Here is a 24,434-nt window from a genome sequence, read left to right as displayed (position 1 = left end):
GTACTGATGGTCAAGACTTCGCTCAGAACGATTCTGCGCTCCGGAGCAGCCCTGAAGGGTGTCAGGTAGGGCCCTGAACCTGCCGATCGGGGCGCCAGATCGGCTATCCGGCCACGTTGTCCCAGCTCATCGGCATACCTTGGGTTGGCAGCGCAATAAGTGCAGCTACGTGCTTCAAGGTTGCTACCACTGCTGGTCTTCACGCGTTTCACTTCGCAGCTTGGCTAGTTGACTGCCCGGCGAAGAGGCCAAGAGACGCCTTCATGCGGACAGTTACCTCCAGAAAAGTTGTGTGAACGGGAGGAGCACAAGTTACCACGAAGATCAACGTCTTAGCTGCCCGACACACGAACAAATCAGCATCCCGGCACACGTACGGGCAGACCTGGCGGTTCGTTTGGCACGCCAGGGGTCGGCCGGCTTCACCACCGACCTGTACACCTGGTTGCGTGCTTGGGTGCACGTTTGCACGCCAAGTGGTCTCCAGGCCTGCTTATGGGCCCAGTTGTCTACGAGCGGACAGGCAAAGACACACGCTGGTGGGCACCCTGGCTGGTCTTCCCGCATGCCGGGTAACCGCACTGCCAACACGCGAGCAATCTTCGTGACGGACTCCCCTGTCAATGGGGCTGCGCACACAGAACCAGGTCGGTCGTCCGGTAGGCAAAGACGCACGCACGTCTACAGCGACGCCTGCCTACTGTTGCACTTGCGAAGAGGCAGGCGACGGTATGTGCATGCAGGCTTTAGGTCGGACCCACACACCCGCCGCCGAGCAAACAAGCAGGCGATCTGACGGGCCAGTGGACGGGCACACCTGGTACCGGGCATCGCAGTCATCAGGCAGGCCTGATGACAAACAGGCGTTCTTACCGACATGAATGCCTCTTGCCAGGGCCACATGAGAACCCGCTGCCCAACGCATCCGCCTATCTGCCTGTCTTCGTGTGGGCAGGCAGATAGGCGCGCTCGCTTGGGGCTGTGCCTGCGCTCCTGCCTTCCCACGCACCGCGTATCTGGCTACTGGGCCAACCCTCGGTTCCATGTGCACAGCTGCAGGGAAACGGGCAGGCACACCTGCAACTCTGCAGACCACTCTGTGTATGAATGGGCAGGCCTGCACGTCTGCTTACGAATCTGCGGGCAGGGAAATTGGTCATCGCGCCAGCGGAGTGACCCGCCTCATCGCATGCGCACCCGCCTGTGGACCAGCTCGCAAACAGGCTGCTTTGTCCGCGTGGATGCAGGTGATCAGGCACGCGAGAGTGAAGGCCCTCCAGAATGCGTTGATCCAGGTAGGGGGAGCTACCTACAGATGCATGACTACGAAACCCTTGGTGCTCGCTCCTGTCAAAGCTAGAGCTCAGGCCGCTCTTCATGCCTCAACTCCTATGTGTCGACAAGCTTGCATCAATGTTTGCAGTGTTGTTTGTTTGCCCAGGTCAGAGGCTTTTTTTAGCGTTTCTTCTCTGCATACTAGCGTGATGATTCCTCCTTGCTCTACAACCTTCTGATCCCGTTTTGGCGAAGCAGATGGTGGGTGGCTGCTGCTCTCGATCTTTCCGGAAGGAGAACTGTCGGGACCTCTTGCAGGGGCCGGAAGGCGGCAGCCAGCAGATGGTCTGTGCCGATTATTGCTACTTCCAGCGGGTGCTGACGTGCTGGAAGTAGCAATACCGTTTGGTGATCATGAGAGGCGTGAGGTGTGCGCCTACGTCCCATCTCGGCCTCTGTGACCCGGGTGCCAGATGGCTGCGATGCGAGCGAACTTCTTCTGTTAGCTCAAGGGGGTGGGCGTCGCCGGGGGAGGATCCCAGCCGTATGGCTGAGCTTCAACGGAGTGAGCCTGGTGCGGGGTGTGGTGTCGGCGAGTGGCCACTTTGCCTGCCCAGGAACGAGGTAGCTGATGGCGTCTATGTGGGAAGAGAGCGTAGGCCGGCAGAGGATGGTTCGTTACGGATCGCTCGCAGCCAGCCCAGCGCAGGGCACGTGTGTGGTGCCGTCTCTCTGCTGTTCGGCCTGTTGAGGTAACACGGCGTGGAGAGCTCTTGAGAGTCACTCACAGCACGTTCCGGGCCGAATATTCCTGATCACCTGTCCTTCTGGTACAGGATCAGAGCCTCTGGTCCTGTCGCCGCCAAGGGACCGGAACGCCTCCGTCCGCCTCTGGGGGGTGCTCTCCCTTTGGAGTCCGAGCATGCGACCCGGTTCGCCGTATCGGCACTTCCGGAGCGTCGATACGACGAACCACGAGAATGGCTCCCATATGTTCCGGCGATGCCCCGGTTCGTCTGGAGCTCTGCCTGTGAAGTTGTCTGTAGCCCGCGCGACAAGGACGCCTGCCCGTGGGATTCGGATCCACCCCGGGGCTCTAGGCGCATCTACTGGGGTCCGACCCGGTGCTCGTCGGGCAGAGGCCTACGGGGCTTCTCACCGAGGAACGTGCCGTACACCAGGGGAGAGGCCAGTCGATCTCGCACCTGGATTCGACGTGCAACGGTGTTGCCGACCACTGACCGGGCGGCAGCCGACAGACGGCCCGCGCGCCGTGCCTCTCGTAGTTGCTGGCTACGCCGCGACCACCCGCCGGCGAACCGCGAGCGCGGCCTGGGGCTCCGCCTCCGCACTGCCGGCGACGAGACGCTTTCGGCCGGATCCCGCTGCGAGCACAACGGCTGATCCGGCGCGGGGGAGTCGGGCGACAGCAGGAACCCGGGCAGCACGGCCCAGCCCAGGCCGGTACCTGTGCGGAGTCGCGGGGGCCCTTCGTGTCCAGGGGCCGCACCACCCGGCAGGGGGCCTGGGCCGATCCTCAAACAGCGGCCACCTCCCTCGGACCGCCAGCGATGGGGAGCTGTCGGGGCGCCGCAGGTTGTGACGGCCGAGGCACCTCCCGGCGGCGGGGTGTGTACCCCTGCGCGGGGAGAAGGCCGGTTCGGCAAGGAGCGCCATGGACCGGTGGGGGAGGGGAGCTCCGGCCCGGGGCTGGGACCTGCGGGAGAGGGCGTTCGCCGGGCCGGGGGCCGTAAGGGGCCGCCTGAGCCCGTAAAACCCGATTCTCGCGCGACGGCGGCTTACGGGAGAACGGCTCTCACAGAAGCCGGTCAGCCACGTGTCCACCTGGTGCGCGGGCACGTCCCGCCGAGATAGCTGCCCGGGGTCCGGAGGAGGAACGGCGGCGCAGGGGCCGTGGAGGGGCCGTGGCCCCTCCACGGGCATTCCAGCGTTGCGCGAAGGATCCTCGTGCGCGGGGCCGCATGGTGGAGGATCCGAGCAATCGAAGGAGTCCCCGTGCGTATGGCGGTGACCGGAACCATCGAGGTCAGGGGCCGACATGACGACGCTGCGTGAGATCCTCGTCCGGCCCGCCGCCTCGTTCTCCTTCGAGTTCTTCCCGGCGGGGACCCCGGCCGGGATGCGCGCCCTGTGGCAGGCGATCCGCCAGGTCGAGCGCCTCGCACCGGACTTCGTCTCCGTCACGTACGGGGCGGGCGGCTCCTCGCGAGAGCGCACCATCGAGGTGACCAAGCGGATCGTCGCGGAGACGACGATGCGCCCGGTCGCCCATCTCACCGCGGTCGGCCACTCGGTGGCAGAGTTGCGCCACATCATCGGCCAGTACGCCGACGCCGGCGTACGTGACGTCCTCGTCCTGCGCGGGGACCCGCCCGGCGATCCGAACGCACCGTGGATCCCGCACCCCGAGGGGTTCCGGTACGCCCATGAACTGGTCTCGCTCGTCCGGGAGCTCGGCGACTTCAGCATCGGGGTGGCGGCCTTTCCCGAACGGCATCCTCGCTCGTCCGACTGGGAGAGCGACATCAGGCATTTCATCGCCAAGTGCCGGGCAGGCGCCGACTATGCCCTTACTCAGATGTTCTTCCAGGTCGAGGACTACCTGCGGTTGCGTGACCGGGTGGCCGCAGCGGGCTGCGACATCCCGATCATCCCGGAGATCATGCCGGCCACCGACGCCCGCCAGATCAGCCGCTTCGCCGAGCTGAGCGGCGCGGCGTTCCCCGAGGACCTGGCACACCGTCTGAACGCCGCCCGCGAGGACCCGGCGCTGGGGTACCGCATCGGCGTCGAGTACGCCACTGCCATGGCCGAGCGGCTGCTGGCCGAAGGTGCCCCGGGGTTGCACTACATCACGCTCAACCGATCGACGGCGGCGCTTGAGATCCACCGTGCCGTGACCGGTTCGAGGAGTGTCCGGCGAGTGGAGATGCTCCATGGCTGACACTTCACCGACCTGCTGAGACGGAGGACCACGTGCAGGACATCAAGGAACAGGACATCGGGTTCGGATTTGGATTCGTTCACGAGGCAGCGGACTTCACCCCGGGGTCGATCCCACCGCTGCGGCTCGCGGGCATCGACGAGGACGACATCGCCGAACCGCACGTCGTACGCGGTATCGACTGACACCTGAACCGGACCCGGGCCACGGGCCGGGCGGGGAACGCCGCTGACGGTCATGACGAACCTGTTCGACAGGGGCGGGGCTCGTGCGTCAGAGTTCCGAAAGCGGACAAGCGGAGCGACCGAAGCGACTCTGCCTCCGAGTTGGGTCTCCGGCACCGCGTACCCGGGGCGCCACGGCTGAGCGGAACCGGTCGGCGACTCGTCCAGCGACGCGGTCGCGCACCTGCGTCAAAACTGCGTGGCCTGCTGCTGGAGCGGCGTGATCGTGCTGACGTCAGGATGGCGGCCATCGACCGGGAGATGTCCTCGACGGCTTTCCCTCACTTGCGGGATGGCCGACGCGATCGGCGCCCGCACTGCACCCGTGCCCATCCCGTGGGACTGCGTTGACGGCCTGTTCGAGGCGTACTGGCGCAGACTGGGGGCGTACCTGGAGGAGCACGTCCGCCACGCGATGTCGGTGTGGACGAGGGCCGGGCCCGGCACCGGGCAGCGGGCGCTGCGAAGCCTCCGCGACGACCTCGACTCCGGCCGGTGGGCCGAGCGCAACAGCGACCTCGCCCACCTGGACACGGCAGACCTCGGCCTCCGCCTGCTCATCGCCTGAATCGGCAACGGCGGTCCGGACTGACCCACGCGACTCCTCTTCACGGCGCCGCCATGCCCGAGCCGCTGCGCGCCCTTGGACGCCAGCGGCAGACGCGTCCCCTGTGTCAGTCGGCCATGGTCAGGCCCGGTCGCTCTGCTTCGGTCGCTGGGCTCCAGGCCGCCAGCGACCGAAGCAGAGCGACCGAAGAACTTCTTGGTCGCTCGCTCAGTTTTCAGAAAACACCAGGTCAGGGCAGGTTCACTGGAGGGAAAGCGACTGAAGCGACCCACGGTGCGGGTATATAAGGACATTCGCGTGTGTGCGTGTGCGTTATATATAGAGGCGTTGAGTCGCTTCAGTCGCTGTTCTGGTTCTTGCAGACTTCTGACCTGCAGATTTTTAGAGCTACTGGAGCAGCGACCGAAACGCCCCGAGTCGCTGGTGTTCGGACGCTTCGGTCGCTGATGGCTTCTTTGACGGGCTGATGGCCCTGTCCTCCGACACGATGACCCCGTTTCCTGCCCGGAGACCCCCGGCCGCCGGTGCTTCGATAACCTATGTTCGTCGTTGAGTCGCTTTGGTCGCTGATGGGGGTGCGCATGGCTCATGAGCTGGACGTTTCAAGCAGCGACTCAGGGCAGCCCGGGGCCTTGGCCGCAGCGGGGCCGCCGAGTATCGCGCTCGCCAGATGGTGTGCGAGCCGGGGCTGGCCGGTTCATCCGCTGGCTCCGGGACGCAAGACGCCGACGGCGAACTGCGAGGCGTGCCGGCAGCCCGGCCACGTCCGCACCGGGTGTGCCTGTCTCCTGGCCGGGCGCTGGTGCCATGGCTTCCACGCGGCCACCCTGGACTTCGCCCGCATCGAGGAATGGTGGTCCGCCCGTCCCGGTCTCGGGGTCGGGGTCGCCTGTGGACCCGCCAACCTCGTCGTCATCGACATCGACGCGCACGGACAGCCCCCTCCGGACCGGGACCGACTGCTGCCGGGCATCCCGATTCCGCGCAGCGTGGACCTGAGCGGACTGGCCAACGGATTCCACACGCTGGGCGTACTGGCCGCTCTGCGGGGCGAGGTGAGCCCGGCGGACGACGAAACGACCCTGCGCGTACGCACACCGTCCGGAGGCCTCCACGTGTGGTACCGCGCCCACGGCAGCCACCGCTGGCAGTGCTCCACCGGGTCCAGCAGCCCCCGGGCCCTTGCCTGGCAGGTCGATGTCCGGGCCCACGGCGGGTACATCGTCGTCCCGGGTACCACCACAACCGCCGGGACCTACACGGCGGTCGGTCCGACCCGCGAGCCCGCGGCACTTCCGAGCTGGCTGGCGCAGGAGCTCGCCCGCACCGGGCACCTTCCGCCCGCTCATGTGCCCGCTCCGCGGCCTGTTCCGCCCCGGGCGCGTCAGGCTGTCATCGCGGCGGGCGGAGGCCGCGACGCCTCCGGAGGGGCCCTTTCCAGGGTCCTGAGCGAAGTGACGGCCTGTGCGGCTGTCCCGGAAGGCGCCGCCTTCTCCGCGAAGCTCAACCGGGCCGCGTACACCGCCGGGGGACTGGTCGCCGGCGGTCACCTCTCGGAGGCCGCCGCAGAGCAGGCGTTGAGAGCGGCGGCCGAGCAGGCCCGCCCCGGTCAGGACCGCCGTTACGGAGCCATCATCCGCAGTGGCCTCGACGCCGGTCTGCTGCGCCCGCTGTTCCTGGGAGGCCGTGCGTGATCTCCGGGGACGACAACGCCCTTTTCGACGCGCAGGCGGTCGCCGCGCAGATCCTCGCGCAGGCCCCCGTATCGCTGCCCGCGCAGGGAGGCGAAACAGCGGCGGGCCAGGCCCCTGCCGGTGAGGCGACGGCGGCGGGGCTGCTGCCGGACACCCTCACCGACCGGGGCAACGCCAAGCTGTTCGTCAAGCTGTACGCCAACGACTACCGGCACGTACCGGGCCTCGGCTGGTACCGCTGGGACAGCACCCGCTGGCAGATCGACGAGGACGACACGGTGATCTGGGCCGCGGGAGACCTGGCCGAGAGCATCGCCGTCACCGATCCGCGCGGCGTGTTCACCGGCGCCGCGCTGCACCGGCACCGCAGCCGCGCCCTGAGCACCAGCGGTATGAACGCGATGCTCACGCAGGCCAAGGCCGCCCCCGGCATGGTGCTCAACGCCGCGCGGCTGGACGCCGATCCGTACGCACTGTGCACCCCGGCCGGCATCGTCGATCTGCGCACGGGGCTCATCCGGAAACCCGACCCGGACAAGGACTTCCACTCCCGTTCCACCAGTGCAGCGCCGCAGTCCGTGGCGACGCCGCGCTGGCACCGGTTCCTCACCGACACCTTCGGTGAGGATGCCGACGGCGCGGAGATGGTCGACTTTCTGCACCTGCTGCTCGGCTACTCCATCACCGGAGATGTCGGCGGCCAGGTCATGCCCTTCCTCTTCGGTTCCGGCAAGAACGGCAAGTCGGTCCTGCTCGACGTCCTGATGAAGCTGCTCGGCGACTACGCCGACGCTGCCCCGCCCGGCTTCCTGATGGCCCGCCCCTACGAGGGGCACCCCACCGACCTGGCCGAACTGCATGGCCGGCGGGTGATCGTGTGCAGCGAGGTCAAGCCCGGGGACAAGTTCGACGAGGCCAGGGTCAAGCTGCTGACCGGTGGTGACCGCATCAAGGCGCGCCGTATGAGGCAGGACTTCTTCAGTTTCGAGCCGACGCACAAGCTCTGGCTGCTGGGCAACCACCGCCCCGAGGTCGGCACCGGCGGCTTCGCGTTCTGGCGGCGCATGCGGCTCATCCCGTTCGAACGTGTCGTCTCCGACGACCGCAAGATCGACAACCTGGCGGACATCCTCGTCACGGAGGAGGGGCCGGGCATCCTGAACTGGCTCATCGAGGGCGCCCGTCGGTACCTGACCGGTGAGAAGGTCCTGACCGGCCCCGAACGGGTCCGGATCGCCACGACCGCCTACGCCGAGACCGAGGACCACACAGGGCGCTTCATCAGCGAATCCTGTCGGGTCGACGGGGGTCTGAGAGTGGAACAAGCCACGCTCTACGCGGCCTATAAGTCCTGGTGTCACAATGAGGGTGCCCCGGCTGTTTCGTCCCGAGCTTTTGCGGCCAGGGTTCGTGAAGCGGTCGGGCTGGCATCCCCCAAGGAGATGATCCTGTCCAACCAGCGGAAGTACTACCCGGGCATTGGACTGTTCGCTGATCAGGAGACAGCATGAGCGCCCTCATCGCAGAGGACGAGATCAGCCACGAAGTCGACTTCGTCTGGCTCGAGGACATCGGTGATCTCGACTACGTACGACAGAGCCTCGACCGGTTGCCGACCCGCCGGGGGAAGCCCGCCTATCACCGGGACGGCCGCATGGTCGGGTACACCTTGCTGGGGCCGCAGGCCAAGCCGTCGCGTTCGTCCGGTACGTTCCGGCGCCGGGTCTTCTGGCTGCTTCCGCACGACCGTGACAGCGCACCTGACGGTCTGTACGCCACCGGAGCGCCCGCCGAGGGCGTGGACCCGCGCACGCTGATGCCAGGACACAAGGGGCGCAAGACCGCCCGCTCCGAGGGCAGGCCCCCTTCTCTGGCGGTGCAGGAAACAGGCAAGACCCTGCCGCTGTAGCCGGCAGGGTCTGGGCCCGTCCTCGGCCCCCGGGCCCGGGGCAGGTCTGCGGGCCGGTACGGGCGTCCGGGCATTGTGTTCGAGGTGTTCCAGGTGTTCCGGCCGGTGAGCTCAGTAACCAACCCGTCGAGGAAACAGACCGATACGCTGCTTCGTCGGTGCTCCGAACGCCCCTCCGCCATCGGGTATGTCCCGTTTCTTCTCGCCTCATGAGCCGAACCGGTCTCCTCCGGTGAGATTCCTGCTCCGGGCCTGAGGCGGAAGGCCGTTGCAAAGAACCGTCCAACCGGTATATTTCTCGGCGGAGAGGTGTTCGCGAGAAGAACGGGGCGAAGCCCTCTCCTGCGTTTCCGTATGTGGTCCGTTGATGACCAGGGGCGTGGGGACGCTCCGGGCGCAAAGAGGGGGAGGCCCAGGATGACTGGCCGGATATCTGCACAGGTGATGGTTGTCGGGGGAGGCCCGGTCGGCATGCTGGTCGCGGCGCAGCTGGCCGCGCAGGGTGTCGACACGGTGATCCTCGAATCCGAGGCCGCCACCTCGGAGAGACCCAAGGCCACGACCCTGCACGCCAGAGCGGTTCAGTGTCTGGCCCGGCGTGGCTACTTCTTCGCACCGGCGTCCCTGCCCTCCGGCCGGACAGCCACCATGCCCTTCCACTTCGCCGGCATCCCGGGCCTGTCCATCACGGCCCCGGAGGCGGAGCCCGACCCGATCCTGAAGTGCCCTCAGGCTGAACTCGAGCGGGTCTTCGAGAGCCGGGCGCTGTCCAACGGTGCGCGGGTGCTGCGCGAACACCGGGTGACGGAGATGGTGCAGGACCGCGACGGGGTGCGGGTCACCGCGCAGAGCCCGCAGGGGCGTAGGACGTTCGCCGTCGCTTACGTGGTGGGGGCGGACGGGGCCCGCAGCACAGTCCGGGAGATGGCGGGAATCGCCTCCGACGTCAGCCCGCCGACCATGTCCGCGATGATGGGCCTGGTCCGTATCCCGGCCGACCAGGCGATCCCCGTGGGCTGGCACCGCACGCCCAGGGGCTGGCTGATAGCCAAGAAGGGCCCCGACGGCCACACCCTCGTCCACACGCTCGCCTGCGGAGACGGTTCTTCCAGCCGGCATGTCCCGCTCACTCTGGACGAGTTGAGCAGTCAGGTGTCGTGGATCGTCGGACACCCGATCACGATGACCGCCCCCCGCTGGCTCAGCCGGTTCAGCGACTTCACCCGGCTCGCCCGGACGTACCGTGCCGGACGTTTCTTCCTGGCCGGGGACGCCGCGCACGTGCATTTCCCGATCGGCGGGCAGGGCCTGAGCACCGGGGTGCTGGACGCCCTCAACCTGAGCTGGAAACTCGGTCTCGTGGTGCGGGGCGCCGCGGCCGACGGGCTCCTCGACACCTACGGCCAGGAGCGTCGGCCCGCTGCCCAGAAGGTCATCGACAACACCCGTGCCCAGGTCGCCCTGATGGGCCCCGGCACCGAGCTGGACTCGCTGCGGACGCTGCTCACCGGGCTCCTGGAGTCAGGCAGGGGAAACGCCTTCCTCAGCGGGATGATCAGTGCCCAGGACACCGTCCTTCCCATGAGCCCGCGCCTTCGGTCTCCGCAGGAAGGAACCTTTCTGCACAACGTCGAACTGACCACCGCCAAGGGCCCGTCGGACGTGATCGGGCTGCTGGGGGAGGGCGGTGAACCCCTCCTGCTGCTCTTCGGCGAGGGAGGGAGGCGCTACGCGGACACGGCGCGGGCCTGGGAGCAGTCGCTGCGTGTGGCTCATTGCCTGCCGACGCGCTCCGTGCCCTTCTCGGCGGTACTCGTGCGCCCCGACGGGTATGTCGCCTGGGCGTCGGACGGTGGCGGACCACTGGCCGACGCACTGGCGGCGTTGTTCGGGATGGACGCGGACCCGGGGCCGGTGGCGGCCCCGGACCTGGAGAGCGTGCCGGTCTAGGGTCTTTCGTTTGGATCAGGCCGGGCTCGCGGTGTCCGGCCTGATCCAAACGAGAGGCCCTAGACCACCGCGGCGACGGCCTCCTCGTCGACGACCCCGGTCAGCTCGGTGAATACCGCCACGCCTCGGGTGCGTGAGATGTCCACCGAGGCCAGGACGGACGCGAGCACCACATTGGGCAGCAGGTGGCGCAGCAGGGAGCAGACCCGCTCGGCGAGGTCCTGGTACTTGCTGAGCGCCTGCGACATCGCCTGGACACCTGCGAAGCACCCCACCAGGACGTCGGAGGTCTCCCTGGGCACTACGTGCGGGAGGAGCTCCCCCTGGGCCTGCGCCTGGTCGAGGAGCCCTCGCAGGACCTCGCCCCAGTTCAGGAAGGGGCCACTGCGGTCGAGATCGTGCGCCTGCTGGTCCAGGGACAGCCGCACGCCGGCGCGGACCATGGGGTCCGTCTGCAGGCGGTAGGCGTGCAGCATGATGACGTCCACGAGCTCCTGGGTCTTGCAGGCGTGTTCGGGGACGCCCAGGCGCTGTTCCTGCTCGCTGAGCACACCCTGGGCCAGCTCTTCCTTGGACTGGAAGTGGAAGTACAGGGCCCCCTTGGTGACTTGCGCCTCGCTCAGTATCTCGGCGATCGTGGCTGCCTGGTAACCGTGCTTTTCGAACACGTTTGCCGCTGCCGACAGGATCGTCTGACGTGTACGGATGGCTCGATCCTGCTTCGCCACTCTCGCCTCCTCCATTTACGTGACTACTGCATCGAAGACACCGTAGCGCATGAAAAAAACCGGCTAGTATGTATCTTACAGTGGTCGGCGCCCACAGCGAATGGGGGGAGAGCATGATCGATTCACACCGCGGAACCGAAGCCACCTCGAACCCCGGCGCGGCGGTCTGCTTCCCCGCCCCTGTCGGGAGGCCGGGTCGGAGAGGGAGGGTGCCCGATGATTCTGGTGACAGGTGCGACAGGGACGGTCGGTCGGGAAGTGGTGCGTTCCTTCCCGCCCGGAGTGCCGCTGCGTCTCATGACCAGGAACCCCGCAGGCGTCACGGTCACGCGGCCCGGGGCGCAGGCAGTGGCCGGGGACTACGCCAGCATTGACTCGCTGACCCCGGCGCTGCGCGGGGTGCGTAAGGCCTTCCTCGTCACGAGCCGGGTCGCCGGTGACGAAGGCGCCGTCTTTCTCCGGGCGGCGCGGGCGGCAGGTGTGCGCCACGTCGTGACGTTGTCCGCTGCCTCCGTCACCGATGCGCGGGCGGACGACCTGGTCACCCGTTGGCAGCGTGCCAATGAGGAACTCCTGCGGCAGTCCGGGATGGCCTGGACCCTGCTGCGGCCTCGTTCGTTCATGTCCAACTGCCTGTCCTGGGCAGGGACGGTCCGCTCGGAGCGCGTCGTGCGGGCTCTGTACGGGACGTCGGTGAACGCGTGTGTCGACCCGCGCGACATCGCCGAGGTGGCGGTGCGGGCGCTCACCGAGGACGGACACGAGGGCGCGGCGTACACGCTGACCGGGCCGGAGGCGATCAGCGCGGCCGAACAGACACGGTTGCTCGCGCAGGTGCTCGGGGTGTCGCTGCGTTTCGAGGAACTGGCGCCGGAGGACGCGCGCGCCGCACTGCTGCGCCGCCACCCGCCCGAACTGGCGGACGCGTTGCTGTGCAGTGCGCGGCGGCAGCGGGACGGGGCCAAAGCAGCCGTGGGAAGCGGGGTCCGCGAGGTGACGGGGCGGCCCGCCCGGTCGTTCGCCCAGTGGGCCGCGGACCATGCCGATGCCTTCGCCCCGAGGCGGCCTCATGAGGGCGAAGACATCGGCACGGGCGGATCAGCTCTCGGGTGACAGTGTCTTCACCGTGGAGGTGAACACGAGGTCCCCGTCCTGGTGGGCGGTCACCAGCACCGACTTCTCGACGCCGGCCGTACCGGGCAGGTGCTGCGCCTGGATCATGCAGGGCGAGTCCAGTTCGGCGTACCGGTGGAACTCGCTCACGATGCCGACGGGCAGCATCGAGGAGTTGTCGAGGGCCGCTGCGGCCGCCTGCCGGGCTGCCTCCAGGAGCACCATTCCCGGGACGTGGTCGACCGGGTGGTCGAAGAGGACGTGGTGGCGGGTGTCGGCTCTCAACTGCCAGCGGTTCGTCTCCCCGACGGGGGAGAGCACCACGTCGATGGGCGACATACGGCCCACTCTCTGGGGCGAGGCGGGGGCCATGAGGGGGAGCCGGGGCCGGTCCTCGGCGGTGCAGCGGTCTCCCCGGAGCCTGCGGTACACGGCCGGTGTGGTGCAGGTGAAGGCCCCGCCTCCCCGCACGGCCGGCTTCCCGTCGCGGTGGATCACCGCTTCGTAGCGCAGTCCGGTCAGGGCGTTGCCGCGCCGCTTGACCTCGGTGCAGGTGACGTCGATGTCGAGTGATGCGGGTGTGCCGCCGATGAGCATCTGGTCGGGCTCGACGGCGTACTCGAGGTCCCACATCAGGAACTGGTGGCCGAACGGAACGCCGAACTCCGCGTGGGCGAGGAGCGAGCCCACCTGACGTATCGTCTCGGCCGCCAGCAGCGGGTCGTGGTGTGCGCCGATGGGGCTGAAGAAGCTGTGCCCGCGGGGCCACTGGGCCGTCACCTTGAAGTGGACGTCATCTTCGCGCTTCCAGTCGGTGAGCATGACTTCGGCGACGGCGGCCCGGTGGACGAACTCCTTGGGGACCGTGGTCGTCAGTGACGGGAAGCGGAACAGAGGAGGCGCGATCGATGAAGCTGACCGGTCCCGTGCAGATGCCTCGTTCGTGAGCGGGTGAGCAAGCTGGATCGTTGCAGCAGTCATTTTTCCCCCAAAACAACGGTAACGAAAACCGGTGAGCCCCTCGCGGGACACCAAAGATACATACCAACCGGTTTAATTTCTAGCGCCCTTTGGTGCTCCGTAGAAGCGAAACCGCGAGCTCCGCTTGAGAGTGTGATGCTGCCTTCACAACTCGCCCCCGGCCGGGGAGCGTCCCCCGCGATTGCCGCTCGACCGCCGCTCCAGTTTGTTGCTCCAGGGTTTCCTGACGAGGAAGGAGGCCTTCATGAGTGGATTCCGCCTTGACGCAGCCGGGGTGGCGCGAGTGGAGCGCGGTAGGGCGAACCAGGACGAACTGAGCGCACTCAACGAGGCTTTGCTCTCGGTGCTCGCGCGCAACCGGGTCGTGGCCCCCGCGCGCAGGAGTGGTGTGGAGGGTCGCCCGGTCGTGTGGCGGCGCTGGGAACAGGCCCCGTACAGGGCGCCGCAGAGCTGGCGTTAGCGCCACCGGAAGCGCGTTCCCGCAGTCAGGCAGCCCGTAGGCAGAAAACCGCTTAGGTGGTTTGTTACGCTTGGTTCAAAGCCGAGAGGCAACATCGAGAGGGGCTGTGGCATGTCGGTGGGGAGGCCCGCCGGGGCCGGTGAACCGAGCGATACCCGTGGCCGTGTGGCCGAACTGCTGGCGCTGCGTGAGCAGGCGCGGCGTGGGCCGAGTGACCGGGCGACCGAGGCGCAGCACGCGAAGGGCAAGCTGACGGCGCGTGAGCGCATTGAGCTGCTGGTGGATCCGGGTTCGTTCCGGGAGGTCGAGCAGTTGCGTCGGCATCGGGCGACGGGGTTCGGTCTGGAGGCGAAGAAGCCGTATACGGATGGTGTCATCACCGGCTGGGGCACGGTGGAGGGCCGTACGGTCTTCGTCTACGCGCACGATTTCCGGATTTTCGGTGGGGCGCTGGGTGAGGCTCACGCGACGAAGATCCATAAGATCATGGACATGGCCATCTCGGCGGGTGCGCCGCTGGTCTCGCTGAACGACGGTGCCGGCGCCCGTATCCAGGAGGGCGTGTCGGCGCTCGCCGGGTACGGCGGTATTTTCCAGCGCAACACGCGGGCTTCGGGTGTGATCCCGCAGATCAGCGTGATGCTCGGCCCGTGTGCGGGTGGTGCGGCCTACAGCCCGGCGCTGACGGATTTTGTGTTCATGGTCCGTGAGACCTCGCAGATGTTCATCACCGGACCGGACGTCGTGAAGGCGGTCACGGGTGAGGAGATCACCCAGAACGGTCTGGGCGGTGCCGATGTGCACGCGGAGACCTCGGGTGTCGCGCACTTCGCGTACGACGACGAGGAGACGTGCATCGCGGAGGTCCGGTACCTGATCGGGATGCTGCCCTCGAACAACCGTGAGAACCCGCCGGTGGCGGAGAGTGATGATCCGGCCGACCGGCGTGGTGACGTCCTGCTGGACCTGGTCCCGGCCGACGGCAACCGCCCGTACGACATGCACAAGGTCATCGAGGAGCTCGTCGACGAGGGCGACTACCTGGAGATCCACGAGCGCTGGGCCCGCAACATCATCTGCGCGCTGGCCCGCCTGGACGGCCAGGTCGTCGGCATCGTCGCCAACCAGCCGCAGGCCCTGGCCGGTGTCCTGGACATCGAGGCGTCCGAGAAGGCCGCCAGGTTCGTCCAGATGTGCGACGCCTTCAACATCCCCATCATCACCCTTTTGGACGTACCCGGCTTCCTGCCCGGTGTGGATCAGGAGCACGGTGGAATCATCCGGCACGGGGCGAAGCTGCTCTACGCCTACTGCAACGCCACGGTGCCGAGGATCTCGTTGATCCTGCGCAAGGCCTACGGCGGTGCGTACATCGTCATGGACAGCCAGTCCATCGGCGCCGACCTCACCTATGCCTGGCCGACCAACGAGATCGCGGTGATGGGCGCCGAGGGCGCCGCCAACGTCATCTTCCGCCGGCAGATCGCCGACGCCGAGGACCCCGAGGCCATGCGGACCCGCATGGTCAAGGAGTACAAGGCCGAACTGATGCACCCCTACTACGCCGCCGAGCGCGGCCTGGTCGACGACGTCATCGACCCCGCCCAGACCCGCGAAGTCCTGATCGCCTCACTGGCCATGCTCCGCTCCAAGCACGCAGACCTGCCGTCCCGCAAACACGGCAACCCTCCGCAGTAAGTCAAGAACGGCGGGGCGCGGTGGGTCCGCTCCCTTGGGGGCCAAGCCGCTGAGCCCTGTAATCAGGAGACATTTGATGGTCAAGCAGGACCGTGCGGCGCGCACACGTCAGTCGTTGATCCATGCCGCCGCCGAAGTGTTCGCGCAGGAGGGCTTCGCCCCCGCCTCGCTCGCTGCGATCAGCCGCCGGGCCGGAGTGAGCAACGGTGCGCTGCACTTCCACTTCGAGAACAAGAAGATGCTCGCCCAGGCCGTCGAGGACGAGGCGGCGGAGACCGTGCGCCGGATCATCGAAGAGGCGGTGAACGGGGGAGACTGCGCTCTGCAGGTACTTGTGGACACCACGCACGAGCTGATGAGCAGGCTGGCCGACGACATCGTGATCCAGGCCGGCTTCGAGCTGGGCGGGGACCTGGCCTGGCGGGCGGAGGCCCGGCTCCGGCAGCGGTGGCAGCGCTGGATCGAGGACATGCTGCGGCGTGCCGACGCGGAAGGCGGACTCGCCGAAGGGGTGTCACCTGCCGACGCCTCGCCCGCCATCGTGGCAGTGACCGTGGGCCTCGAGGTGCTCGGCAGCGAGGACAAGGAATGGCTGTCCACGGAGACGATCGCCGGATTCTGGGATCTGATGCTGCCGAGACTGGCGAGTCAGCAGAGTCCGTGCAGGTCGGTTCCGTCCCCGAGAGACCCCCTCCGGGGCACCGTGACATCGGCCGCGTCAGCAACGGACTGATCATGCTGTTTTGAGGGTCTGGCAGCACGAAGACCCGTCGGGCCTCCCCTCCGCACCCTGGGTGCGGAGGGTTCTCTGTTTTGTGCGATCTGTGAACGTCCTGGTCAGCGACGCGAGATGGGCTCGGCTGCGGCCAAATAAAACAGCGTGGACGGTTTGATATTGACAAACCGTGTGTCCTGTTTTTTACTCAAGGTACTTCCGAGTGGCTCACGATTCATGCACGAATAGGGGAAACGGCGTGGATATCGATGTATTGGGCGCGTTGGCCGTCCGCGAGAACGGGCTCTCGGTGACGCCGACGGCGCCGAAGCCACGTCAGGTGCTGGCCCTGCTTGCGTTGCACGCCGACCAGGTCGTGCCCGTGGCCACGCTGATCGAGGAACTGTGGAGTGACCGCCCACCACGCAGCGCCCGCACCACACTGCAGACCTACGTACTGCAGCTGCGGGACCTGATCGCGACCGCACTTCTGCGGGACCCGGAAGGGGCCGCGCCGCGCTCCGCCAAGGACGTGCTCGTCACCACGCCGGGGGGCTACCTGCTCAACACCGCCGGTGGCGCCAGCGATGTGCGCGAGTTCGAGCGGCTGGCGGGCCTGGGTTACCGGGCGATGGACGCGGGGGACTTCCCGGGCGCGGCCCGGCAGTTGGGCGAGGCGCTCTCGCTGTGGACCGGCTCCGCGCTGGCCGACATCCAGGCCGGGACGCAGCTGGAGATGGAGATCCGGCGGCTGGAGGAGACCCAGCTCTGCGCGCTCGACCAGCGCATCGAAGCCGATCTTCGGCTGGGCCGGCACCGCGAGATCCTGGGTGAGCTGAGCGTGCTGGTCAGCCGCTACCGCACCCACGAGAACCTGCACGGCCAGTTCATGCTGGCGCTGCACCGCTCCGGGCGCCGCAGCGAGGCGCTCGACGCCTATCAGCGACTGCGCTCCGTTCTGGTGCGGGAGTTGGGGTTCGAGCCCTCCGCCGGACTGCGGCGGCTGCAGCGTTCGATCCTGATGTCAGGTCCGGAGCCCACCCTCGATCCGGTTGCTGCCGGTGGCGAGCGTCTCAGCCGGGTCGGCTGAGGAGAAGGCGGTCGAGATGCAGGCCAGATCGCAGCGGACCCGCCAGAGGCTGGTCCACGCGGGCGCTGAGATGTTCAACCGGAACGGCTATGCCAACGCGACGCTGGGACAGATCGCCGTGGCCGCAGGGATGACGAAGGGCGCGCTGTACTTCCACTTCTCCTCCAAGGACGGGCTCGCCGACGCGGTGCAGGAGCGCGGGCGCGCCATGCTGCAAGGCTTCGTCAGGGAGCGCTGGGAGGCGGGCGTACCGCCGGTGCAGATGCTCATCGACATGACGCACTGGCTGGCCAGGACGCTCCACGACGACCCGGTCATCCGGGCCAGCTTCCGGATCACCAATGAGTGCGCCGGGCGGCAGCCACCCGTCACCGACTTCCACCAGGACTGGATCACCGAGGTGCTGCGGCTCCTGGACCAGGCCCGCGAGGCGGGGGCGCTGCGGGCCCGTGCGACGGGCAACGGGCCCGCGACGCTGCTGTCCGCGACGGTGTGCGGCATCGGGGTGCTGGCCGGCACCGGTATGCCGTATCCGCTGCTGAGTGACCGGGTCGCCGCGCTGTGGGAGCCGCTGCTGTCGGCTCTGGTGCCGCCGGAGGACGTCGTGAACTATCGCACCAGCCCGCCGGTCCCTGCCGCGAGCGCCCCCTCGGCGCCGGAAGCCGAGGCGGCGGACGCGCGGCCCGAGACACCCTGCGCTCCGCGTACGACGACAGGGCTCGCTCGTACGACGTAGCCGCGAGGGAACGGCTCTCCCCGGGACCAGGCCGCGGTCGCACAGTTTCAGCACGGGCGGCGCCTTCACCCTGTTCGGACGCACCTTCGCATACTTTCCTCGCCGGTCGGCCGGGACAGACACTTTGGAGCCCATCCATGCCCCACGAACGTCGAACTCCCCTCAGGACGGGTGCCGTTGTGCCGCCCCGCGACATGGTGACCGATCTCGTCGCGGCGCTCGCCGACGCGCTGCGGCTGAAGCCCGAGAAGATCGATCCCGAGCAGACCTTCCGGTCGCTGGGCGTCGACTCGCTGCTGACCGTGGAGTTCGTCGCCACGGTGAACGCCCGGTACGGCACCGCCGTGAAGGCCTCTGTGCTGCTCGACCATCCGACCCCGCTGGACTTCGCCCGGCACATGGCGCGTGAGCTGGGGGTGCGGGCCTCGCAGGCTGCGGAGAGCCCGTCGTCCGGGCCCGGGACCCGGGCCGTGCCCCCGACCATGCCGTGGCCGGTCCCGGTGCCCGTGCCGGCGCCTGCGTCCGTTGCCGGGCCTGCGCCCCTGCCGGGCGGGCCGGTTGCGGCGCCCGCACCCCCCGGCCCGGGGGCGCGGATGATCCTCGACCTCCTGCGTGAGGAACTCGCCCGCCTCCTGTGCTGCGACCCCTGGGACATCGACCCCACCGCCGCCTTCGGTCTGCTGGGGGTGGACTCCATCATCGGCGCGCAGTTCGTGGCGGTCGTCAACCGTACGTACGGCATGAGCGAGCGGGCGGTCACGCTCTACGACCACCCCGACCTTGCCGCCCTCGCCTCCCACATCGCCTCGCACATCGCCTCCGCAGACGGTGCCCCGGCACCCGTGCAGGCGCCGGTGACGGCGGTTTCGGGGGCGGCCGCTCCCGAAACCGAGCCACTGGGGGTACGGGCGCTGCTCGACGCGGTACGCGACGACCGGCTCACCATCGACGAGGCGCTCACGCTGCTGCCCGGCCGGGCTTGAACAGGCGGGCTCGAACAGGCGGAAGACCATGGACGAACGAGAAATACTCATCCGGTTCAAAGCCGGGACCCTGGAGCGCGGGCAGGCCGTACAGCTGCTGGCCGGACTGGAGGCCGCGCCCGGACCCGGCCCGGCGCCGGCTGCGGACCCGGCCCCTTCGCGGGGCCCCGGTCCGGGGACGCCGCAGACACCGTCGGCGCTCCCGCAGCAGCTGCCGGCGCAGCCTCCGTACAGCGCCGACGCCTTGGACACCGACGACCGGTTCGCCGTCGTCGGCATGGCCGGCCGGTATCCGCTCGCCCCCGATCTGCGTTTCTACTGGCAGAACGTGCGCGAGGGACGGGACACCTCGTCGGCCGCGCCGCTCACCCGCCCCGGCGGGTCGCCGCTCGGCGCGGGGCAGCGCGGACACTTCCTGGACGGGGTCGCCGACTTCGACGCGGAGTTCTGGGGGCTGACCGGGCAGCGGGCGAGCCTGATCGACCCTCAGGAACGGCTCTTCCTCGAAACCGCCTGGGAGGCGCTGGAGGACGCCGGCTGCACCGGCACCCGGCTCGACTCCCTGACCGGCCCCGATGGGGCGCCGCGCGGCCTCGGGGTGTTCGTCGGGGTCAGCTCCGCCGACTACGCGTTGGTGGCCGCCGAGGCCTGGGCGCGTGGCGGCCGGGAGATGCCGGAGAGCGGTCACTGGAGTCTGGCGGGCAGGCTGTCCGGCCTGCTCGGACTGAGCGGCCCGGCGCAGGCCGTCGACACCGCCGAGTCCTCCGCGCTCGTCGCGGTGCACCTTGCCGTCGGTGCGCTGCGGCGTGGCGAGTGCGCGGCGGCCGTGGCGGGCGGGGTGGAGTTGCTGCTGCATCCCTCGCGCGGGCGGCAGGGCGCGGGGGAGGGCGTGGGCGCGGTGGTGCTCAAGCCGCTCGCCCGCGCCCTCGCCGACGGTGACCATGTGCATGCCGTCGTACGTTCCACCTCGACGGGCGCCGGCGCCAGGACCGGCACACCGGGCGGGCGCGGGACGACCGGTACACCGGGCGTGCGCGAGACCCGGGAGACCACCGCCTGCCGGGTGGGCCACGCCGGGGCCGTCACCGGTCTCGCGGCCCTGACCGCCGCTGTGCTCCAGCTGCGGTACGGCACGCTCGCGCCCGCCCGGGGCAGGGACACCGCAACGTCCTGGCCCCGGCCCCGCGACGCTTCGGGCCGGGAGCTTCCCCGGGTGGCCGTCGTCGAGGTCGCCGGTGCGGGCGGCCCGTTCGACGCCCGTGCCGTCCTGGAGGAGTTCGTCCCGGGCCGGCATCCGCGGTCCGGCCGCGACGAGGCGTGGGACGACACCGTCGAACGCGACGAGCTGATCCTGCTGTCCGCCCCCACCCCCGGCCATCTCGCCGCCACCGCCGCCCGGCTCGCCGACTGGCTCGCCTCGGACAACGGCGGGAGCGGGAACACCGCCACCGGTGACGAACGGGTGGCACTCCCGGATGTGGCCCGCGCCCTGCGGGCCGGCCGCGTCGCACAACCCTGCCGGATCGCGTTCCTGGCCCGCGACATCCCCCAACTGGTGAGCTTGCTGAGGGGGTTCGTGGGCTGGAGCACAGAGGCCGGGGAAGCCGGCGGCGAGGTGCGCGACAGCCGTGCCCGGCACGGTTGTGTCCCTGACAGCGGTGTGCGTTACGTGGATCTGCGCACGGGCGGATCGGATGCGCTGGGCCTGGGCGAGGCGCCGGAGACCCGCGACTTCCTCGGCGCCCTGTGGCGCGGTGGCCGCATCGAGCAGCTGACGCGCCTGTGGCTGTCCGGGCTCGACGTCGACTGGGCGGCCCTGGAGTCCCGGCCGGGCCCCGGCGGCGCCTTGGTGCCGCTGCCCCCTTCGGCCTTCCTGCGCCGCCCCCTGTGGATCGGACTCCAGGTGGCCGCGCGGGAGACGGGGAAGGACGGATGACCGGCCTCGCAGTGGCGGGGCACTCCGTCACCGGGTTCGAGCCCGACCGGCCCGAACCCGTCAAACTGTGGTTCTGCCCCAACGACGAACTCGCTCCCGGGATCGCCACCACTCTGGCCGCACACTGGCTGGACGAGCACGAGCGGGAGATCGCGAGCCAGTTCCTGTTCGAGCGCGACCGGCGTCAGTACCTCGTCGCCCACACACTCGTACGCCGGGTACTGGCGCTGGAGGGCGGGGTGCCCGAGGCGGAGGCCGTGATCTGGCGGTCCTCGCGGGGGCGGCCGTTCCTCCAGAAGCCCGTGGAAGGGCTCCCGCGAGGCGGCCGGGAGCTGGACTTCAACCTGTCCCACACCACCGGCCACAACTTCCTCGGCGTGGTCCGGCGCCATCGGATCGGGGTGGACGTGGAGCGCCTCGACCGAGGCGACCAGGGATTCGAGGCGATCGTGGAGACCTTCGCGGACGAGGAACAGGCCTGGGTGGCGCTGGCGGCACCGGGCCGCCCCCGTAACCGCCGGGTGCTGCGGCTGTGGACGCTGAAGGAGGCGTACTCCAAGGCGCGCGGCCTCGGGCTGGGGCTGCCCTTCGACAGCTTCGCGTTCACCCTGGCCGAGGACCGGGGTGTGCGGGGATTCCGGCCGCCCGGGACCGAGGGCGCGCTGCCGTGGCGGTTCATCGAGCTGGAGCCGGTGCCCGATGTGCTGGCGGCCGTCGCCGTGGCGGCCGATGCCGATGTGCCGTCCGTCTTCCACCTGCACCACGGTTTCCCGTGGGACCGGAGCGCCCCCCGGCTGCTGGCACTGCCGGAGCCGGTGGCCGTGCCGGCGGTGCCGTTCTAGGAGACGGCGGGCAGGCCGCTCCCGGCACCGGCCGGGATTCACCGCCGGCTCGGTCCCCAGGGCGATCAGGACCCGCTGCCCGGCAGCCCGGCCGGGGCGCTCACCAGCGGCTCGACCGGGGCTCCGGTCCGGTACCAGCGGGGCTTCCACGGTCCTGTGCAGACTTTCCAGGAGATGACGGCGGCCATCACAGTGGCCCGGAGACGAGGGGGCGGCCGGTGCGGCTGGCGCGGCAGGGCGAACAACTCGGCCTGCTCGGGGAGCTGTTCGAAGCTGCCCGGCGGGGCGACGGCCGCGCTGTGCTCGTCACCGGCAGCCCCGGCACCGGCAAGAGCGGCCTGCTGCGGGCCTTCGCGCAGGAGGCCGGGCGCACGGGCGCGCTGGTGCTGAACGCGTCCGCGTCCCCGGCCGAGACCGATCTGCCGTCGGGGGTCGTGGGGCAGCTGCTCAGCGGCGCCGGACCGGAGGCCGAACGCCACCTGCGGGCACGGGGCCCCGCAGCGGGGCGAGGCACCTCGGCGCGCGAGGAGCGCGGTGACGACCCGGCCGTGCTCCACGAGGCCCTGCGCGAACTCGCCTCGGACATCCCCGTGGTGATCCTCGTCGACGATGTGCACCACATGGACGAGGCCTCCGCGCGGTGCCTGCTGTATGTGTGCGGACGGCTCGCGACGAGCCGGATCCTGCTGGTGATGAGCGGGGCCCCGCAGCCCTGCTCCCGGCCCCCGCTGTCACTGCCGCTGGCCGAGCTGCTGAGACATCCCCGCTGCGAGGCCGTACCGCTCACGACGTTGGACAGCGACGGGGTCGCCGACTTCCTGGCCGCGTCCTCGGGCGGCGCGATGGAGCTGCCGACGGCGCGGCGCCTCGCCCCCGACTGGCACCGCTTCACCGGCGGGAACCTGCGGCTGCTGCGCGGGCTGCTCGACGACCACCGGGCCTGTGAACCGGTGCGCCCCTCCCGTCCGGTGGCCGGCACCGCGTTCCGGCGCGGCGTCACCGGCTGCCTGCGGGGAGCCGGAGCACCCGCGGTGTCGGCCGCGCGCGGGCTGGCCGTGCTCGCCGAGGCCTCGACGCTCACCCTGCTCGCCCGGCTGCTGGAGACCCCCGAACGCGCTGTCGGCCCCTGCCTGGACGAACTCGACGCGATCGGGCTGCTCGACGGCGGACGGCTGCGCCACGAGGGCGTCCGGGCGGCCGTGCTGGAGGAGCTGTCCGCCGAGGAGTCCCACCGGCTGCACACCGCGGCCGGCCGGATGCTGTACGAGAACGGCGCAGAACCGGCCTCGGTCGCCCGCCACCTGGTCGCCGCCGATACGGCCGGCGGCCTGCCCGGTCCGGCGTGGGCCGCCGAAGTGCTCGCCGAAGCGGCCCGGCACACGATGAGCTGCGGCGGGGCGCGGCAGGCCGCGGACTTCCTGCGTGCCGCACACCGGGCCGGCGGCCACGAGGAGGCCGGGCTGCTGACGATGCTGGCCCGCGCCGAGTGGGAGAGCGATCCGGCAGCCGTGATCCGGCACCTGCCCGACCTCGAACGGAGCCTCGGCGCCGGGGCGGGGGCCGCCACGGACACGGAGGACGCGGTGGGGCTGCTGCTCTGGCACGGGCGTCCGGCCGGCGCGGCGCGGGCCCTGCCGGAACCGCACGGCCCCGGATGGCCGGGCGCGCCGGCCGAGGCGCTGGCGTACGTCTACCCGGGCACGGGCACCGGGCCGTTCCCGCACGGTGCGCCGGGGACCGGCCGGGAGCCGGCCGAAGGCGCGGCCGAGCAGCGGGACGAAGCAGCCGAGCGGGTGCTGGAGTCAATCGTCTACGACCACGCGCCACCGGCGCCCGTCGCCGCCGTCCTGTCGGCGCTGCTGCACACGGGGGAGACCGGACGGGTCGCCCGGTGGTGTGAGCTGCTCGCCGGCGGGGACCGGACCCGGGCGACCCCGGCCCGCCGGGCGGTGGCCGCCGCCGCCTCGGCCGTGGTGCACGGGCGCGCCGGCGAGCACGACCTCGCGGCCGGGCACGCGGGCCGGGCGCTGTCGCTGCTGTCGCCGGGGGCCTGGGGGGTGGCCATCGGGATGCCGCTGTCCGCCGCGGTGCTGGCGGCGACCCGCCGGGGTGCGTACGAGGAGGCGGCGGCGCGGCTGCGTGTCCCGGTGCCCGCCGCGATGTTCCGCACCCGGGCCGGGCTGCACTATCTGCTGGCCAGGGGCCACTACCAGCTGGCCGTGGGGCGTCCCGAGGCCGCCCTCGGCGACTTCCACGCCTGCCGGGACCTGCTGGCCGGCTGGCGGCTCGAGCCGCAGGGCGCCGCCGGCTGGAGCACCCCCGCCGCCGTCGCTCTGCGCGCCCTGCGCGGCGATGACACCGCGCCCGGCGATCCGATCGCCGGGCTGACCGATGCCGAGCGGCGGGTCGCGGTGCTGGCGGCCGGCGGCTGCACCAACCGGGCCATCGCGGCCCGGCTGTACGTCACCACCAGCACGGTGGAGCAGCACCTCACCCGGATCTACCGCAAGTTGCGCGTGAAGTCCCGCCGGGACCTGGCGGAGCTCGTGGCGGCGCGGCCCCCGGCC

Annotated in this window: 17 protein-coding genes and 2 pseudogenes; 17 read left to right on the top strand and 2 right to left on the bottom strand. The window is 69.8% G+C overall.

Going from position 1 to position 24,434, the window contains the following annotated elements; genetic code table 11:
- The first annotated feature begins 3,334 nt into the window (after positions 1-3,334).
- The 7 genes and pseudogenes from metF to EDD93_RS39205 all read left to right on the top strand — a co-directional run bounded on the left by metF (position 3,335) and on the right by EDD93_RS39205 (position 10,585).
- Complete coding sequence (gene metF, locus EDD93_RS39230) at positions 3,335-4,240, top strand: methylenetetrahydrofolate reductase [NAD(P)H] (RefSeq protein ID WP_123531868.1); 906 nt, start codon at positions 3,335-3,337, stop codon at positions 4,238-4,240.
- Between the two features lie 32 nt (positions 4,241-4,272).
- Complete coding sequence (locus EDD93_RS39855; RefSeq protein WP_185092676.1) at positions 4,273-4,425, top strand: hypothetical protein; 153 nt, start codon at positions 4,273-4,275, stop codon at positions 4,423-4,425.
- A 325-nt stretch (positions 4,426-4,750) separates the two neighbouring features.
- Positions 4,751-5,032 (top strand): annotated as a pseudogene (locus EDD93_RS39225) (MerR family transcriptional regulator); the annotation flags it as partial.
- A 581-nt stretch (positions 5,033-5,613) separates the two neighbouring features.
- The gene (locus EDD93_RS39220; protein WP_123531924.1) at positions 5,614-6,726 is read left to right on the top strand and encodes a bifunctional DNA primase/polymerase; all 1,113 of its coding nucleotides are present in this window, start codon (positions 5,614-5,616) and stop codon (positions 6,724-6,726) included.
- Positions 6,723-8,237, top strand: a complete 1,515-nt coding sequence (locus EDD93_RS39215) for a phage/plasmid primase, P4 family (RefSeq protein WP_123531866.1) — start codon at positions 6,723-6,725, stop codon at positions 8,235-8,237. The genes EDD93_RS39220 and EDD93_RS39215 overlap by 4 nt, the downstream gene beginning before the upstream one ends.
- Entirely contained in the window at positions 8,234-8,635 is a 402-nt protein-coding gene (locus EDD93_RS39210; protein ID WP_123531864.1) for a DUF6009 family protein, read from the top strand. Before EDD93_RS39215 ends, EDD93_RS39210 begins: the two co-directional genes overlap by 4 nt.
- 444 nt (positions 8,636-9,079) lie before the next feature.
- Positions 9,080-10,585, top strand: coding sequence for an FAD-dependent monooxygenase (locus EDD93_RS39205; protein WP_260256167.1), 1,506 nt, complete (start codon positions 9,080-9,082; stop codon positions 10,583-10,585).
- A gap of 59 nt (positions 10,586-10,644) precedes the next feature.
- On the opposite strand, the gene EDD93_RS39200 is transcribed toward EDD93_RS39205, so the two are convergent.
- Positions 10,645-11,313, bottom strand: coding sequence for a ScbR family autoregulator-binding transcription factor (locus tag EDD93_RS39200; RefSeq protein ID WP_123531860.1), 669 nt, complete (start codon positions 11,311-11,313; stop codon positions 10,645-10,647).
- Positions 11,314-11,529: 216 nt separating this feature from the next.
- Between EDD93_RS39200 and EDD93_RS39195 the strand changes: the two genes are divergently transcribed.
- Positions 11,530-12,426, top strand: a complete 897-nt coding sequence (locus EDD93_RS39195) for an NAD(P)H-binding protein (protein WP_123531858.1) — start codon at positions 11,530-11,532, stop codon at positions 12,424-12,426.
- On the opposite strand, the gene EDD93_RS39190 is transcribed toward EDD93_RS39195, so the two are convergent.
- On the bottom strand, positions 12,412-13,407 hold the full coding sequence (locus EDD93_RS39190) for a ScbA/BarX family gamma-butyrolactone biosynthesis protein (protein WP_123531856.1): 996 nt from the start codon (positions 13,405-13,407) through the stop codon (positions 12,412-12,414). The genes EDD93_RS39195 and EDD93_RS39190 overlap by 15 nt on opposite strands.
- 244 nt (positions 13,408-13,651) lie before the next feature.
- Here EDD93_RS39190 and EDD93_RS39185 point away from each other — a divergent pair, with 244 nt between their 5' ends.
- The 9 genes and pseudogenes from EDD93_RS39185 to EDD93_RS39145 form a co-directional block, all read left to right on the top strand.
- Complete coding sequence (locus EDD93_RS39185) at positions 13,652-13,867, top strand: acyl-CoA carboxylase subunit epsilon (RefSeq protein WP_148083936.1); 216 nt, start codon at positions 13,652-13,654, stop codon at positions 13,865-13,867.
- Positions 13,868-13,978: 111 nt separating this feature from the next.
- Positions 13,979-15,565, top strand: coding sequence for an acyl-CoA carboxylase subunit beta (locus EDD93_RS39180; protein WP_123531853.1), 1,587 nt, complete (start codon positions 13,979-13,981; stop codon positions 15,563-15,565).
- 76 nt (positions 15,566-15,641) lie between these two features.
- Entirely contained in the window at positions 15,642-16,298 is a 657-nt protein-coding gene (locus tag EDD93_RS39175) for a ScbR family autoregulator-binding transcription factor (RefSeq protein WP_123531851.1), read from the top strand.
- Positions 16,299-16,539: 241 nt separating this feature from the next.
- Complete coding sequence (locus EDD93_RS39170; RefSeq protein WP_123531849.1) at positions 16,540-17,370, top strand: AfsR/SARP family transcriptional regulator; 831 nt, start codon at positions 16,540-16,542, stop codon at positions 17,368-17,370.
- A 16-nt stretch (positions 17,371-17,386) separates the two neighbouring features.
- The gene (locus EDD93_RS39165; protein ID WP_148083935.1) at positions 17,387-18,106 is read left to right on the top strand and encodes a ScbR family autoregulator-binding transcription factor; all 720 of its coding nucleotides are present in this window, start codon (positions 17,387-17,389) and stop codon (positions 18,104-18,106) included.
- 137 nt (positions 18,107-18,243) lie between these two features.
- On the top strand, positions 18,244-19,089 hold the full coding sequence (locus tag EDD93_RS39160) for an acyl carrier protein (RefSeq protein ID WP_260256166.1): 846 nt from the start codon (positions 18,244-18,246) through the stop codon (positions 19,087-19,089).
- Between the two features lie 28 nt (positions 19,090-19,117).
- Positions 19,118-21,025 (top strand): polyketide synthase, encoded by a 1,908-nt coding sequence (locus tag EDD93_RS39155; protein WP_123531843.1) that lies wholly within the window; start codon positions 19,118-19,120, stop codon positions 21,023-21,025.
- On the top strand, positions 21,022-21,867 hold the full coding sequence (locus EDD93_RS39150) for a 4'-phosphopantetheinyl transferase superfamily protein (protein ID WP_123531842.1): 846 nt from the start codon (positions 21,022-21,024) through the stop codon (positions 21,865-21,867). The genes EDD93_RS39155 and EDD93_RS39150 overlap by 4 nt, the downstream gene beginning before the upstream one ends.
- A pseudogene (locus tag EDD93_RS39145) lies at positions 21,798-24,401 on the top strand (AAA family ATPase); the annotation flags it as partial. The gene EDD93_RS39150 and the pseudogene EDD93_RS39145, both read left to right, overlap by 70 nt.
- Between the last annotated feature and the right edge of the window lie 33 nt (positions 24,402-24,434).

The organism is Streptomyces sp. 840.1 (assembly GCF_003751445.1).
GTDB lineage: Bacteria > Actinomycetota > Actinomycetes > Streptomycetales > Streptomycetaceae > Streptomyces.
The sequence above is the reverse complement of the archived record's forward strand: the minus strand, read 5'-3'. Positions and strand labels throughout refer to the sequence as shown.